The 12,818-nt window shown below is 60.7% G+C and carries 14 protein-coding genes; 5 read left to right on the top strand and 9 right to left on the bottom strand.

The window, feature by feature from the left end; all coding sequences use genetic code 11:
* Window positions 1-126: 126 nt before the first annotated feature.
* From ACYQ1P_RS05525 to ACYQ1P_RS05510, 4 genes are all read left to right on the top strand, one after another.
* Window positions 127-1,227 (top strand): hypothetical protein, encoded by a 1,101-nt coding sequence (locus ACYQ1P_RS05525; RefSeq protein WP_460019346.1) that lies wholly within the window; start codon window positions 127-129, stop codon window positions 1,225-1,227.
* A 1-nt stretch (window position 1,228) separates the two neighbouring features.
* Window positions 1,229-1,498, top strand: a complete 270-nt coding sequence (locus ACYQ1P_RS05520; protein WP_460019345.1) for a DUF7660 family protein — start codon at window positions 1,229-1,231, stop codon at window positions 1,496-1,498.
* Between the two features lie 249 nt (window positions 1,499-1,747).
* Window positions 1,748-1,963, top strand: coding sequence for a hypothetical protein (locus tag ACYQ1P_RS05515; protein ID WP_460019344.1), 216 nt, complete (start codon window positions 1,748-1,750; stop codon window positions 1,961-1,963).
* A 1-nt stretch (window position 1,964) separates the two neighbouring features.
* A complete protein-coding gene (locus ACYQ1P_RS05510; RefSeq protein ID WP_460019343.1) occupies window positions 1,965-2,234 on the top strand; it encodes a DUF7660 family protein in 270 nt (89 codons plus the stop codon).
* 231 nt (window positions 2,235-2,465) lie between these two features.
* On the opposite strand, the gene modA is transcribed toward ACYQ1P_RS05510, so the two are convergent.
* From modA to tsaD, 9 genes are all read right to left on the bottom strand, one after another.
* A complete protein-coding gene (gene modA, locus ACYQ1P_RS05505) occupies window positions 2,466-3,185 on the bottom strand; it encodes a molybdate ABC transporter substrate-binding protein (RefSeq protein ID WP_460019342.1) in 720 nt (239 codons plus the stop codon).
* An 11-nt stretch (window positions 3,186-3,196) separates the two neighbouring features.
* Window positions 3,197-5,413 (bottom strand): putative bifunctional diguanylate cyclase/phosphodiesterase, encoded by a 2,217-nt coding sequence (locus tag ACYQ1P_RS05500; RefSeq protein ID WP_460019341.1) that lies wholly within the window; start codon window positions 5,411-5,413, stop codon window positions 3,197-3,199.
* A gap of 168 nt (window positions 5,414-5,581) precedes the next feature.
* Window positions 5,582-7,528, bottom strand: coding sequence for an acetate--CoA ligase (gene acs / locus ACYQ1P_RS05495; RefSeq protein WP_460019340.1), 1,947 nt, complete (start codon window positions 7,526-7,528; stop codon window positions 5,582-5,584).
* 198 nt (window positions 7,529-7,726) lie between these two features.
* On the bottom strand, window positions 7,727-8,059 hold the full coding sequence (locus ACYQ1P_RS05490; RefSeq protein ID WP_460019339.1) for a Rieske (2Fe-2S) protein: 333 nt from the start codon (window positions 8,057-8,059) through the stop codon (window positions 7,727-7,729).
* A 233-nt stretch (window positions 8,060-8,292) separates the two neighbouring features.
* The gene (locus tag ACYQ1P_RS05485) at window positions 8,293-8,769 is read right to left on the bottom strand and encodes a DUF302 domain-containing protein (protein ID WP_460019338.1); all 477 of its coding nucleotides are present in this window, start codon (window positions 8,767-8,769) and stop codon (window positions 8,293-8,295) included.
* 238 nt (window positions 8,770-9,007) lie between these two features.
* On the bottom strand, window positions 9,008-9,421 hold the full coding sequence (locus tag ACYQ1P_RS05480; RefSeq protein ID WP_460019337.1) for an EVE domain-containing protein: 414 nt from the start codon (window positions 9,419-9,421) through the stop codon (window positions 9,008-9,010).
* Window positions 9,418-9,699: a YciI family protein gene (locus ACYQ1P_RS05475; RefSeq protein WP_460019336.1), complete on the bottom strand. Its 282-nt coding sequence runs from the start codon at window positions 9,697-9,699 to the stop codon at window positions 9,418-9,420. The genes ACYQ1P_RS05480 and ACYQ1P_RS05475 overlap by 4 nt, the downstream gene beginning before the upstream one ends.
* Window positions 9,700-9,705: 6 nt before the next feature.
* Complete coding sequence (locus ACYQ1P_RS05470; protein ID WP_460019335.1) at window positions 9,706-10,692, bottom strand: NAD(P)H-dependent glycerol-3-phosphate dehydrogenase; 987 nt, start codon at window positions 10,690-10,692, stop codon at window positions 9,706-9,708.
* Window positions 10,693-10,760: 68 nt separating this feature from the next.
* The gene (tsaD, locus tag ACYQ1P_RS05465; RefSeq protein ID WP_460019334.1) at window positions 10,761-11,807 is read right to left on the bottom strand and encodes a tRNA (adenosine(37)-N6)-threonylcarbamoyltransferase complex transferase subunit TsaD; all 1,047 of its coding nucleotides are present in this window, start codon (window positions 11,805-11,807) and stop codon (window positions 10,761-10,763) included.
* Window positions 11,808-11,871: 64 nt separating this feature from the next.
* On the opposite strand from tsaD, the gene hemC reads away from it, so the two are divergent.
* A complete protein-coding gene (hemC, locus tag ACYQ1P_RS05460) occupies window positions 11,872-12,816 on the top strand; it encodes a hydroxymethylbilane synthase (RefSeq protein ID WP_460019333.1) in 945 nt (314 codons plus the stop codon).
* Window positions 12,817-12,818 lie beyond the last annotated feature (2 nt).

The raw sequence follows: 12,818 nt of genomic DNA, 5'->3' as shown, positions 1-12,818 counted from the left end.
CGATAGGGTTACCTGATGGCAGATCCTTCGACACGCGATCTCTGATCGCTGCTCAGGATAAGGATATCTCTTGCTATCAACACAGTCCTCACCCTGAGCAGCAGCAGAAGGCTGCGTGTCGAAGGGTTGTCTACCGATGAGGCGTGGCGTGAGACCCTGAGTCGCCCCCTGGAGCAGCGGTCCAGCACCGATGCGCTGAAGGGGCTCGCCCATGACGGCTATTGGAATTCCAGCCATCCGCTGCACCCGGAGATCCAGAGCCATGTGGGCGACTGGTTCAAGTACAACTACAAGGGCAAGGTGGATCTGTCGGGCGGCCAGTCAGCCAGCGGCACATCGTTCCATTTCCCCGAAAGCCGTCGCGCCGAGGACCAGCGATTGGCCGAACAGCGGGCGCAGAAGGCGCCGCCGGTCGAACAGAAGACTCCCAAGCCACCCCCGGCGATTCCCGTTGCACCCATCGCCGACATGCCGCCCGGCTGGCAACCGCCACCCCATACCCCGGCCCAGGAGAAACCCTGGACAACCGAACGGGTTCTGAACAAGGCCAAAGAGGTGGCCCAGGGCGTTCTTGGTCCGGCCTACAAACCCCTGGCGGAAACGGTCGAACTCCTGACGCCCGAAAACATCAATCAGGTTGGTGAATGGCTCTCCCCGGCCGGGGATATCATCGACATGACGGAAGGGTCCACGGAAGTCGCCCAAAGCATTCGGGAGGGCGATTTCTACAAGTTCTTGGACGGGACGACCGCCATGCTCGGCGGCATGATTGGGACCCTCCTCCCCGGTCGTCTCGGCAAGTTGGCCAGAGACGCCGACCAGGCCATTCGCAACTCCGTCAAGCTGCCGAAGGTCTCCAGAACCACCGACCCGTTCACCGGCGATGAATTTTCCAAGCTTCCCGAGCAGGGCGAGATTGATCCCAATCGGTTGCGGACCATGCAGAGTGATATCCGACGCAACTTCAATACACGTGATAAAATTCCACTGGAAAACACCATTGAAGACATTCGCAATGGCAAATCCATCCCACCGGTGCGCATTGCTGAAATCGACGGCCAAGTTTATACCTTGGATCATCGGCGGGTGGTCGCCTATCGGGAAGCGGGTAAACCGATTCCCTATCGGAAGGCGACAGCGGAAGAAGTTCAAGAAGCTCTCGGTAAGCAGAAAAAAATGACAACCCGCAACGAAGGCATGGAAATCCGAATCAGAGGAGTAAAGTAAAATGGAAGAACCAGACTATTTCGACCTACTCGACGAACTTGAAAAAAAGATCACCACCCGCGAGGAACTCAGCGAATATGTGGCCCTCCTGGAGGAGGGCTATCTTGCCGGGGCCTGGGAGCAACAAGATGCCGATGAATATATCGGTGGTATCCAGGGCGTTCTTAATGGCCTCGACGGCCTGTGCAAGAACTACGGTTATGAATATCCCGAGCAGCCGACCTGGGCCTGGATGGGGCGCATCCTGCGCATCGCCTTTGCCCATAGTTAACCTCGGCCCCATGCGCGGGCGGGTCATTTGATCCGCCCGGGGCGGGCCGGTTACATCGTTTCCTCCTCACGGCGACACCGTCGGCCCGAAGTCCCTTGATTGCCCGAACACTGCATGCCCCGAGGCGGCGGCCTTTGTCCATATAAAGGGACACCTTACATAATAAAATGGGCAGTTTGACGGCCCCTCTCCTTCGAGACGGCCCTTCGGGCCTCCTCAGGATGAGGAAGGAAGGATCTATCCTGCGGCATGGACGGCAAATCCATCCCACCGGTGCGCATTGCTGAAATCGACGGCCAAGTTTATACCTTGGATCATCGGCGGGTGGTCGCCTATCGTGAAGCGGGTAAGCCGATTCCCTATCGGAAGGCGACAGCGGAAGAAGTTCGAGAAGCTCTCGGTAAGCAGGACAAAATGACAACCCGCAACGAAGGCATGGAAATCCGAATCAGAGGAGTAAAGTAAAATGGAAGAACCAGACTTTTTCGATACGATAAAAGAACTTGAAAAAAAGATCACCACTCCCGAGGAACTCAGCGAATATGTGGCTCTCCTGGAGGAGGGCTACCGGGCTGGAGCCTGGGAGACTCAAACCGTCATGGACTACGTGGGAGGTATCGAAGGGGTCCTTGAGGGCCTCGACGGCCTGTGCAAGAACTACGGCTATGAATATCCCGAGCAGCCGACCTGGGCCTGGATGGGGCGCATCCTGCGCATCGCCTTCGCCCATAGTTAACCTCGGCCCCATGCGCGGGCGGGTCGTTTGATCCGCCCGGGGCGGGCCGGTTACATCGTTTCCCTCTTACGGCAACATCGTCGGCCCGAAGTCCCTTGAGTGCCCGAATACTGCATGCCCGGTGGCGGCGGCCGCCATCCATATAAAGGGACATCATATATAATATAACGGGCAGTTTGACGGCCACCTTGTGAAAAGGGGAATAACTGAAAAGCCGAAATTAATAACAGCCTATTCCACCCCGTAGCCGAAGCGGGTGATGAGGGCGCGGGCGTCGGGGCTTTGCAGGTAGGTCATAAAGGCCTGGGCGGCAGGGTTGGTCCGTCCGGGATTCAGCAGGATTGCCTGTTGGACGATGGGGTCGTGCAGGTCGTCAGGCACGATCCAGCGCGCGCCGTCGGTGTGATCGAAAATTTGCGACAAGGCGACAAACCCCACGTCGGCGGCCCCGCTGGAGACAAATTGCAGGGTCTGGGAGATGTTCTCGCCGGTCACGATTTTGCCGCGCGGCAGGTCGATGACTCCCAGTTTCTCCAGCACCTGATGAGCGGCGCGGCCATAGGGGGCGGTCTTCGGATTGGCCAAGGCCAGACGCTCGAACCGGAGCTGCCGCAACAAATCGGGGCCGACCTCCAGAGACGGGTTGCGGCTCCACAGCGCCAGCTTGCCGATGGCGTAGGTGAACCGGCTGCCGGGGACCGCATCGGCCTCCTTTTCCAGGCGTTCCGGACGGAGCTGATCGGCGGCCAGAAAGACCTCGAAGGGTGCGCCGTGGGTGATCTGCACATAAAGTTTGCCGGTGGAGCCGAAAGCCAGCACTGCGTCATGGCCGCTGCGGGCCTCGAAGTCGCTTTCCAACTGTTGGGCGACGGCGGTGAAATTGGCCGCCACGGCGATCAGAACCTGTTCGGCCCGCCCCAGGGAGGGCCAGGACACGAGCAGTGCGATCAAAATAAGGGCTCTCAGGACGCAACCCTCCTGCTGGCAAAACGAATGAACTCCGCCTCGGGAACCGGACGGCTGTACAGATATCCCTGACCCATATCACAGGCGTGGTCCCGCAAAAAAGCCAATTGGGCGGAATCTTCGATGCCTTCCGCGATCACCTCCAGGCCGAGGCTGTGGGCCATGGCGAGCACCGCCCGGGCGAGGGCCCTGTCCTCTTCGTCGCGGGTGAGGCCGTTGACGAAGGATTTGTCCATTTTCAAGCTGTCCACCGGAAAACTCTTGAGGTAGCTGAGGGAGGAATAGCCGGTGCCGAAGTCGTCGATGGATATGCGAATTCCCTGCTGCCGGAAATGACGCAACAGGCGCGATGTCTCGTCGCTGTCCTCGATGAGCAGGCTTTCGGTGATTTCCAGATCCAACTGGTGGGGCGACAGCCCTGAATCAGCCAAGGCCCGTTCCACCGAGGGGACGATGGCCCCGCCCCGGAACTGTCGCACCGAGACGTTGATCGCCGCCCGCAGGGGCCGCCCCAAGGCCGCTCCGATGCGTGCCGACGCCATGCAGGCTTCGTGCAGCACCCAGTCGCCAATGGGGAGGATCAGGCCGGTGCCCTCGGCGACCGGAATAAACACATCCGGGCCGACCGCACCCAGATCCGGGTTGGTCCATCGCAGCAATACCTCGAAGGCGGTGATCTCGCCGCTGGCGATATGGATCAACGGCTGAAAGTGCAGACTCAGTTCCTGCCGGTCGAGGGCATAGCGCAGCCGCGATTCGATCTCGTGACGCGCCTGGACCCGCTGGTTCATCTCGGCGCGGAAAAAACATAGCCCGTTGCGCCCGATACGCTTGGCCTCGTACAGGGCATTGTCGGCATTGGCCATCAAGGCCACGGCGCTGTCGCCGTCCTGGGGGAACAAGGTAATGCCGATGCTGGTGCTGATAAAGATTTCGTGCGCGTCGATATCAAAGGGCGTGGTGCAGGCATTGAGAATCTTGCGCGCCACCGTATCGGCGTCTAAAGAGTCCTCAATGCGCGGCAGGATGACCATGAATTCATCGCCGCCAATGCGCGCCACCGTGTCGGGGGCATCCCGCTCGGAATGAATATCTTCGATGAACCGGGCCACTGTGTCGCTGTCGCGCAGGCAGTGGCCGATGCGCTGTGAAATCTCGATCAGCAGCCGGTCGCCGAACTCATGGCCCAGGGTGTCGTTGATGGTCTTGAAGTTGTCCATGTCCATCATCAACAAGGCCACCTTCTGCCCATGGCGGCGGCCTAGAGACAGCGCCTGATTGAGCCGGTCCATGGCCAAGACGCGGTTGGGCAGGCCGGTGAGATCGTCAAAGTTGGCTTTCTGGATCAACTGCTTTTCGCTGCTTTCCAGAAGTTCCATGGCGTGACGGCGCTGTGATATTTCGTGGGACAGCTCGCGGGTCCGCTCGACGACCTTTTCCTCCAGATGGTCGCGGGCCTGGCGCAACTGGATTTCAGTGCTGCGGATGATGCCGATATCGGCGGCGATGCGGCCGATCATGTTGTTGAAGGCGCGCTGCAAATCCCCGATCTCGTCGCCCCGGATTTTCAGGTCCGCCAGCCGGTCGGCCTGCTCCGGATTGTCCCCCACCGCCTGCAGCCGTTGTCGCAGCCACAGCAGGGGTTGCAGAACGGCGCGGGTGAGCACCAGCATGGTGACGACGGTGACGAACAGGGCGATGATCAGCACCAGCCCGGCCACGCGAATGACATAGTGGCTCAGGGCCGTATCCAGGTCGGCCGCATCGAGGCGCAGAACAACGGTCCAGGGAGAGCCGTCATCGGAGTCGCCGACCCACACATCGAAGAACTTTCGGCTTTCATCCAGGGCCTGCCGGTCCTCTCCCAGCCGTTCGAGCGTGGTCGGGGGGGTGCCAATGGTGCCCAGACTGCGCAGCTCGCGGTCGAACAACTCGGCCCCCAAAATCACCGTCCCCGGGCGGGCGATATCCAAATCCCGCAAAATCGCTTCGGGGGTGGGGTCCCGGCGGGCGGCGAGCAGGGCACTGCAAACGCTCTGCCCCTTCTCGGCCAGGGTCCCCAGCCAGTCGGTCTCGTATTTCAGGTAGGACGGAATGAGGATCAGCAGTTCCACCGCCACAATGGCCAGGAACACCCGCGTCGTGATGTACCAACAGACCTTGCAGCGCAGCCACAGGGGGCCTAGAGACGGTTTTTGAGACACCTGAGACATGGACCCGCCGATTTCGTGCTTACGTTGCCAACCCCCATAAAGTGGGTGGAACGGGTGGAAATGCCAAGCCCAATTCCCCGGCTAACGCGAAATTGAACGGCTTGACCGCACAATAAAACGGCGGGATTCGAGAATCCCGCCGTTGCATTGAAGTCAAAGGGCCGATTGTCAGGACTTGCGGTTCTGCCGGTTCTCGATCAGGTCTTCGACCACGGCCGGGTCGGCGAGGGTCGAGGTGTCGCCCAGATTTTCAAAGCTGTCTTCGGCGATCTTGCGCAGAATGCGGCGCATGATCTTGCCCGAGCGGGTCTTGGGCAGGCCCGGTGACCATTGAATCCAGTCGGGGCTGGCAATGGGGCCGATCTCGTTGCGCACCCACTTGACCAGTTCCTTTTTCAACTCGTCGGAAGATTCTTCGCCGGCGTTCAGGGTCACGTAGACATAGATGCCCTGGCCCTTGATGTCGTGCGGCGCGCCGACCACGGCGGCCTCGGCAACCTTGGGATGGGAAACCAAAGCCGATTCCACTTCTGCCGTGCCCATGCGATGACCGGACACGTTGATCACGTCATCGACGCGACCGGTGATCCAATAGTAGCCGTCCTCATCGCGGCGACAGCCGTCGCCGGTGAAGTAATAGCCGATATAGGTGGAGAAATAGGTCTGCACAAACCGTTCGTGGTCGCCATAGACGGTGCGCATCATGCCCGGCCAGGCATCGGCCAGACACAGATTGCCCTCGGTGGCCCCCTCCAGGACCTTGCCTTCCGCATCGACGATGGTCGGCAGCACGCCGAAGAACGGCCGGGTGGCGGAGCCGGGCTTGAGCGCCGTCGCGCCGGGCAGCGGGGTGATCAGAATGCCGCCGGTCTCGGTCTGCCACCAGGTATCGACGATCGGACAGCGTTCGTCTCCGACCACCCGGTGATACCACATCCAGGCTTCCGGGTTGATCGGCTCGCCGACCGATCCGAGAATGCGCAGACTCTTGCGCGAGGTCTTTTTCACCGGCGCTTCGCCTTCGCGCATCAGGGCGCGGATGGCGGTCGGCGCGGTGTAGAAGATATTGACCTGATGCTTGTCGACCACCTGCCAGAACCGCGAGGCATCGGGATAGGAAGGCACGCCCTCGAACATCAAGGTGGTGGCCCCGTTGGCCAACGGTCCATAGACGATATAGGAATGGCCGGTCACCCAGCCCACGTCGGCGGTGCACCAGTAGATGTCGCCATCATGATAATCGAACACATACTGATGGGTCATGGAGGCATAGACCAGATAGCCGCCGGTGGTATGCAAAACGCCCTTGGGCATGCCGGTGGAGCCGGAGGTATAGAGGATGAACAGCGGGTCCTCAGCGTTCATGGGCTCCGGCTCACAGGTGGTCGAAGCCTTGCCGGTGACATCATCGTACCAGACGTCGCGCCCGTCCTGCATGGTCACCGCGCCACCGGTGCGTTTGACGACGATCATCTTTTCCAGGCAGGTGGCCCGTTTGGCCGCCTTGTCGGCATTGGCCTTCAACGGCACCGGACGCCCGCCGCGCAGACCCTCGTCGGCGGTGATCAGCAGCTTGGCCCCGGAATTGATGATGCGGTCGGCCAGGGCGTCGGGGGAAAAGCCGCCGAAGACGATGGAATGGACCGCCCCGATGCGGGTGCAGGCGAGCATGGCATAGGCGGCCTCGGGGACCATCGGCAGATAGAGCACCACCCGATCCCCCTTGCCGACGCCCAGATCGCGCATGGCATTGGCCAGTTTGTTCACCTTCTGGGAGAGTTCGTTATAGGTGATCTTGGCATCGACGCTGGGGTCGTCGCCTTCCCAGATGATCGCCACCTGATCGCCCCGGGTCGCCAGATGGCGGTCGATGCAGTTGTAGGACACATTGGTCTCTCCGTCGGCGAACCAGCGGATATGCACGTCATGGGGATCGAAGGAAACGTCCTTGACCTTGGTATAGGGCTTGAACCAGTCGATGCGCTTGCCGTGCTCGCCCCAGAACCCCTCCGGGTCGTCGATGGACTGCTTGTACATGGCAAGATATTTATCGTTGTCAGCCCAGGCGCTCTCGGCCATGCCTTCGGGAACGGGGAAAACGGAAGCGTCGGTCATAAGGTCCTCCCAGGACGGAAAAAGTGAGTGAAATCCTCTGTTCAGGCGAGTCTCTTGGGGGACTCTTCCCGTGTCGGCGGATTATGGCAAAAATGTGCAGTGCAGCACAAGAGGCCAAGGCCAACTTTTGCCCATGAAAAGGAAAATGACTCCAAATCCCATGATTTTCTGGTGATTTTTGGGGCAGTGCAGCGCACCCTAAAAGTCGAGATAAACCGCCCCATCGACGACCTTGAGCGGCACCGGGATCAGGCCCCGTCCCTGACAGGGACCGCTCAGGCAGGCTCCGTCGGCAATGCGGAAGTGCGCTCCGTGGGTGCTACACAGAATGCGCGTGTTATCGAGACTGAGGAACTGCCCTTCCTGCAAATCCAGCGGTGCGCCGATATGCGGGCATTTGTTGACGTAGCCATGAACACGAGGGCCCTGCCGAATGATCATGATGGCTGTCGGCCCGTTTTCCAGCATCGCCACGGCGGCGATACTGCCGGGACTGGAGATGTTATCGAGGACGCAGAGAACGTGGGGCATGGATCGGGATTCCGACTAGATACAGAGCAAGTACCAGAGCAGGAAATAACGCATCGTGGCGGTGGATGCAAAATTGCTCTTTGGTTTTGGCTGGGGTTCTGTCGAACCGAGCCCCCCTGCTGGACCGGTCCACACTCAAATTGAGCCGGGACTTTGGATCTAATGCAAACATAAAAATGCTGCACCTATGGCGCACGAACCAGCGTGTCCATGGGTGCAGCATGTTCAGTTATTTATTGGGTTGCGAACTCAATAAAGCTCTGTTGATCGGCGGCAACGTCTTTCATCACCGTCGCGACCGTGCCGCCAAACATTTTCCCCAAAAGTCCGGCATTCATTGTCCCAATATACGTTTTGCCATCCGCTTTTTCATAAACCGAAATCGTGCAAGGCATGAAAACAGAAATCTTCCTGTTTTCATCGTCTTCCAAAATATTAAAGGCATGATTGGCTTGGCAGAGATTGACCAGCATCACGGCTGGCAGGGTGCCGCCTCCATGCTTGGCGATTGATTTATGCAGCGGCTTGATGTCCGGAACGACCCAGCCTCTTTTGAGGGCATTTTCCTTGATCTTGTTCACCGTTTCTTCGGTCCCATAGGGACTGAGGTTTTCGTGCAGCATCATTCCCGGCATCATATTCCAACCCACAGCCCCTGTGACGATGAGCCCCAATACAAAACCGATAACCATAGTCATTATTGTTTTCATGTGGTTTCCCCAGTTGAATATAAGAACACAGCTATAATGGCTGTGCTTCCTCCGATAGGATATGTTGATCTCCACATGATATACACTATAGTGATATTATGAAAACATAAATTTATATAATACTAGTGTATAAAATACGTTATATCATAAATATACAAAATTAATCCTGTGATTTTATCTGCAAAATCATTATGTATATTGTGGGGGGATATATGTTTTATTGCGGTGTTCTGAAGATTCACGCCTCAACACCGCCCATATCACACAACGCTTTCCAGGAGTTGGCGTCGATGGGCATCACCGACAAGCGGGACTGTTTGATCAGTGCCAGTTCGTCGAAGCGGCCGTCGGCCTTGATCTCGGCCAGGGTCACCGGGGTGGCGAAAGGGAACAGCGCCTTGAAATCGCACATGCCGAAGCGGCCCGACTCATCGGTCGGGTCGGGGTAATATTCCTTGGCCACTTCGACCACGCCGACGATTTTTTTCTCGTTGACCGAATGATAGAAAAACACCCGGTCGCCCAGGCGCATGGCTTTCATATTGTTGCAGGCCTGATAGTTGCGCACGCCGTTCCAGGGCTCGGTGCCGACCTTCACATGATCGTCCCAGGACCAGGCACCGGGCTCCGACTTGATCAGCCAATAGTTCATCGCGGAAACACCTTCTTGTAGCCGTGAATTTCAACGCTCTGGAAAAGCCCGGCCTGTCCATAGGGGTCGCCGTCGACAAAGCGCTGTGCGTCGTCGCGGCTGTCCACGTCAAGGACCAGCATGGAACCGATCATGGTCGTGCCGTCCTCGGCCAACAACGGGCCGCCGATGAGCATCTTACTGTTCCAGTCGGCGGCATAGGCCAGATGGGCCTCCCGGTTGGCCATGCGCAGATCCAGCGACTGTGGTTTGTCTTTACAGATGATGGCGAACAGCATGTTCGGTTACTCCTTGGTCAGCGGGCGGGCCAGCAGCCCGTGGATGGTGGCCTCCAGATCGGCCCCCCGGTTGAGCACGGCGTCGGTGGCCTGACAGATGGGCAGGTCCAGGTTCAACTGGTCGGCCAGGGTGGCGACGGCGGATGCCGTATGGACCCCCTCGGTCACGGCGGTGCGGCGGGCCAGAATCTCGGCCATGCTGGACCCCTGGCCCAGTTCGACTCCGAAGGAAAAATTGCGCGATTGCATGGCGTTGGCGGTCAGCACCAGATCGCCGAGCCCGGACAGTCCCATCATGGTTTCGGGGCGGCCGCCGAGGGCCACGGCGAGGCGGCTCATCTCGGCCAGCCCCCGGGTGACCAGGGCGGCGCGGGCGTTGTCGCCGAGACCCCGCCCCTCGACGATGCCGCAGGCGATGGCCAGCACGTTTTTCACTGAGCCGCCCAACTCGGCCCCGATCACATCGGTGCTCCAGTAGATGCGGAAGCGCAGATTGCCCAGCGCTTCGGCCAAGGTTTGACCGAGGGTCTCGTCGGCGCAGGCCAGGGTCACGGCGGTCGGCAGTTCGCGCGCCACCTCCTTGGCGAAGGACGGCCCGGACAACACGGCAAGGGGGGCTTGGGGCAGGGTCTCTGCCACCACATCGCTCATCATGGCCCCGCTGGCGGTCTCGATACCCTTGGCGCAGATAACCACTGGACGATCCTTTGCCCAATGGGGGGCCAGGTTTTGGCAGACTTGGCGCAATCGCTGGGCCGGGGTGACCAGCAGCAGGGCGTCGGCATCACAGACTTCGCTCAGGTCGCCGGTGGCGCGCAATGACGGGTCGAGCGCAATACCGGGCAGAAAAGCCGCGTTTTCGTGCCGTTGATTGATCGACTCCGCCGTTTCGGCCTCATAGGACCAAAGGCAGACCTCAAGACCGCTTTTGCAGGCCGTATGGGCCAGAGCGGTGCCCCAGGCCCCGGCTCCGACCACGCCGAGTCGTTTCATGCCACCTCCTCATTCAGGGTCTTCCATATAGGACATCCCGACATTTGATGCGAGCCCCCGAAGCGGACTTATGCCTTAACGCCACCGCCGACGGCGGGCGGGGCGTCCGGGTCGAGCGGCCAGCGCGGGCGGGGGCGGAAATCCAGTCCGTCGCGCTGACCCAGCCGCAGCCGTTCCAGCCCGGCCCAGGCGACCATGGCCGCGTTGTCGGTGCAGAGAGCCAGCGGCGGCGCGATCAGCGGCACGCCCAATTGGGCCAGCCGCTGGCGCAGATAGCCATTGGCCGCCACGCCGCCAGCTACCACCAGCGGCCCGTTCTTGCCGGTGATCTCACGGAACCGGTCGAGGGCATGGCCGCAACGGTCGGCCAGCACATCTCCGGCGGCGACCTGAAAAGCGGCGCAGAGGTCCGCCGCGTCGGTCGCCGAGACCGGTCCGGGGGGGAGTTTGTCGATACATTGGCGCACCGCCGTCTTGAGCCCGGAAAAGGAAAAATCACAGCCCGGTTTGCCGCGCAGGGGCCGTGGCAGTGGAAACCGGGTCGGGTCTCCGGCACGGGCCGTCCGTTCCACCGCCGGGCCGCCCGGATAGCCCAGCCCGAGCATCTTGCCCACCTTGTCGAAGGCTTCGCCGAGGGCATCGTCGATGGTGGTGCCGAGGCGGCGATAGGTGCCGACCCCCTCCACCGCCAGCAATTGGCAATGGCCGCCGGAGACCAGCAGCAGCAGATAGGGAAACGCTACGTCGTCGGTCAATCGCGCGGTCAGTGCATGGGCTTCCAGATGATTGACCGCCAGGAACGGCAGGTCATGGACCAGGGCGATGGCCTTGGCGGTCATCGCGCCGACCAGCACGCCACCGATCAGCCCCGGCCCGGCGGTGGCGGCGATGCCGTCCAACTGCCCCAGAGTCCTGCCGGTATCCTTGAGCAACTTGGCAATCAGCCGATCCAGGTGTTCCAGATGCACCCGGGCGGCGATTTCCGGCACCACGCCACCGAACGCCGCGTGATCCTCCAGTTGCGACAACAGGCATTGGCCGATAATCTGCCGGTGGTCATCGACAAGGGCGGCGGCGGTTTCGTCGCAACTGGTTTCGATTCCAAGCAGGATCATGTTACAAGCCTTCAGCGGTGTTCGCCGCGCACTCTACGCCACAGCAAGGTAAAGATTCAAACCCATGTCTGATACGCCGCTTCTTCGCATTGGCACCCGGGGCAGTCCCCTGGCCCTGGCCCAGGCCCACGAGGTCCGGGACCTGTTGCGCGCCGCCCACGCCGACCTTGACCCCGACGGGGCCATCGAGATCGTCATCATCCAGACCACCGGCGACATGGTGCTCGACCGGGCGCTGTCCGAGGTTGGCGGCAAGGGACTGTTCACCAAAGAGATCGACGAGGCGCAACTGGATGGCCGGGTGGATATCGCCGTGCATTCCATGAAGGATGTACCGACCTGGCTGCCCGACGGGTTGCTGCTGTCAGCGGTGCTGCGCCGCGAGGATGTGCGCGACGTGTTCATTTCCCCCCAGGCGAAAAGTCTGGCCGAACTGTCGGCCGGGGCGGTGGTCGGCACCTCGTCATTGCGTCGGCAGGCGCAGATTCTGGCCCGTTATCCGCATCTGAAGGTCGCGGTGTTTCGCGGCAACGTGCAAACTCGGCTGCGCAAATTGAACGAAGGCGAGGCCGATGCCACCCTGCTCGCTTTGGCCGGACTCAACCGTTTGGGTCTGGCCGATGTGGCGACGGCGATTCTGGAAACCGACGACCTGTTGCCCGCCGTGGCTCAAGGGGCGGTGGGCATCACCTGCCGGGCCGATGACCCGGTGACCGCCGCGCGCCTGATCCCGCTGCATCATGTGGAAACCGCCGAACGGATCACCGCCGAGCGGGCGTTGCTGGAAGTTCTTGACGGCTCCTGCCGCACCCCCATCGCCGCCCTGGCCGAGATCGAGGCCGACGGTCAGATGCTGTTGCGCGGTCTGGTGGCCCGCCCGGACGGTTCGGAAATCCTCGAAACGTCGCGCCGCGGCCCGGTCACCCAGGCCCACCGGCTGGGAGTCGAGGCCGGAGAGGAACTGAAGCAACGGGCGGGGCCGGATTTCTTCTCCGCGCCGACCGTCTGACA

The organism is Magnetospira thiophila (assembly GCF_054657015.1).
The sequence above is the reverse complement of the archived record's forward strand: the minus strand, read 5'-3'. Positions and strand labels throughout refer to the sequence as shown.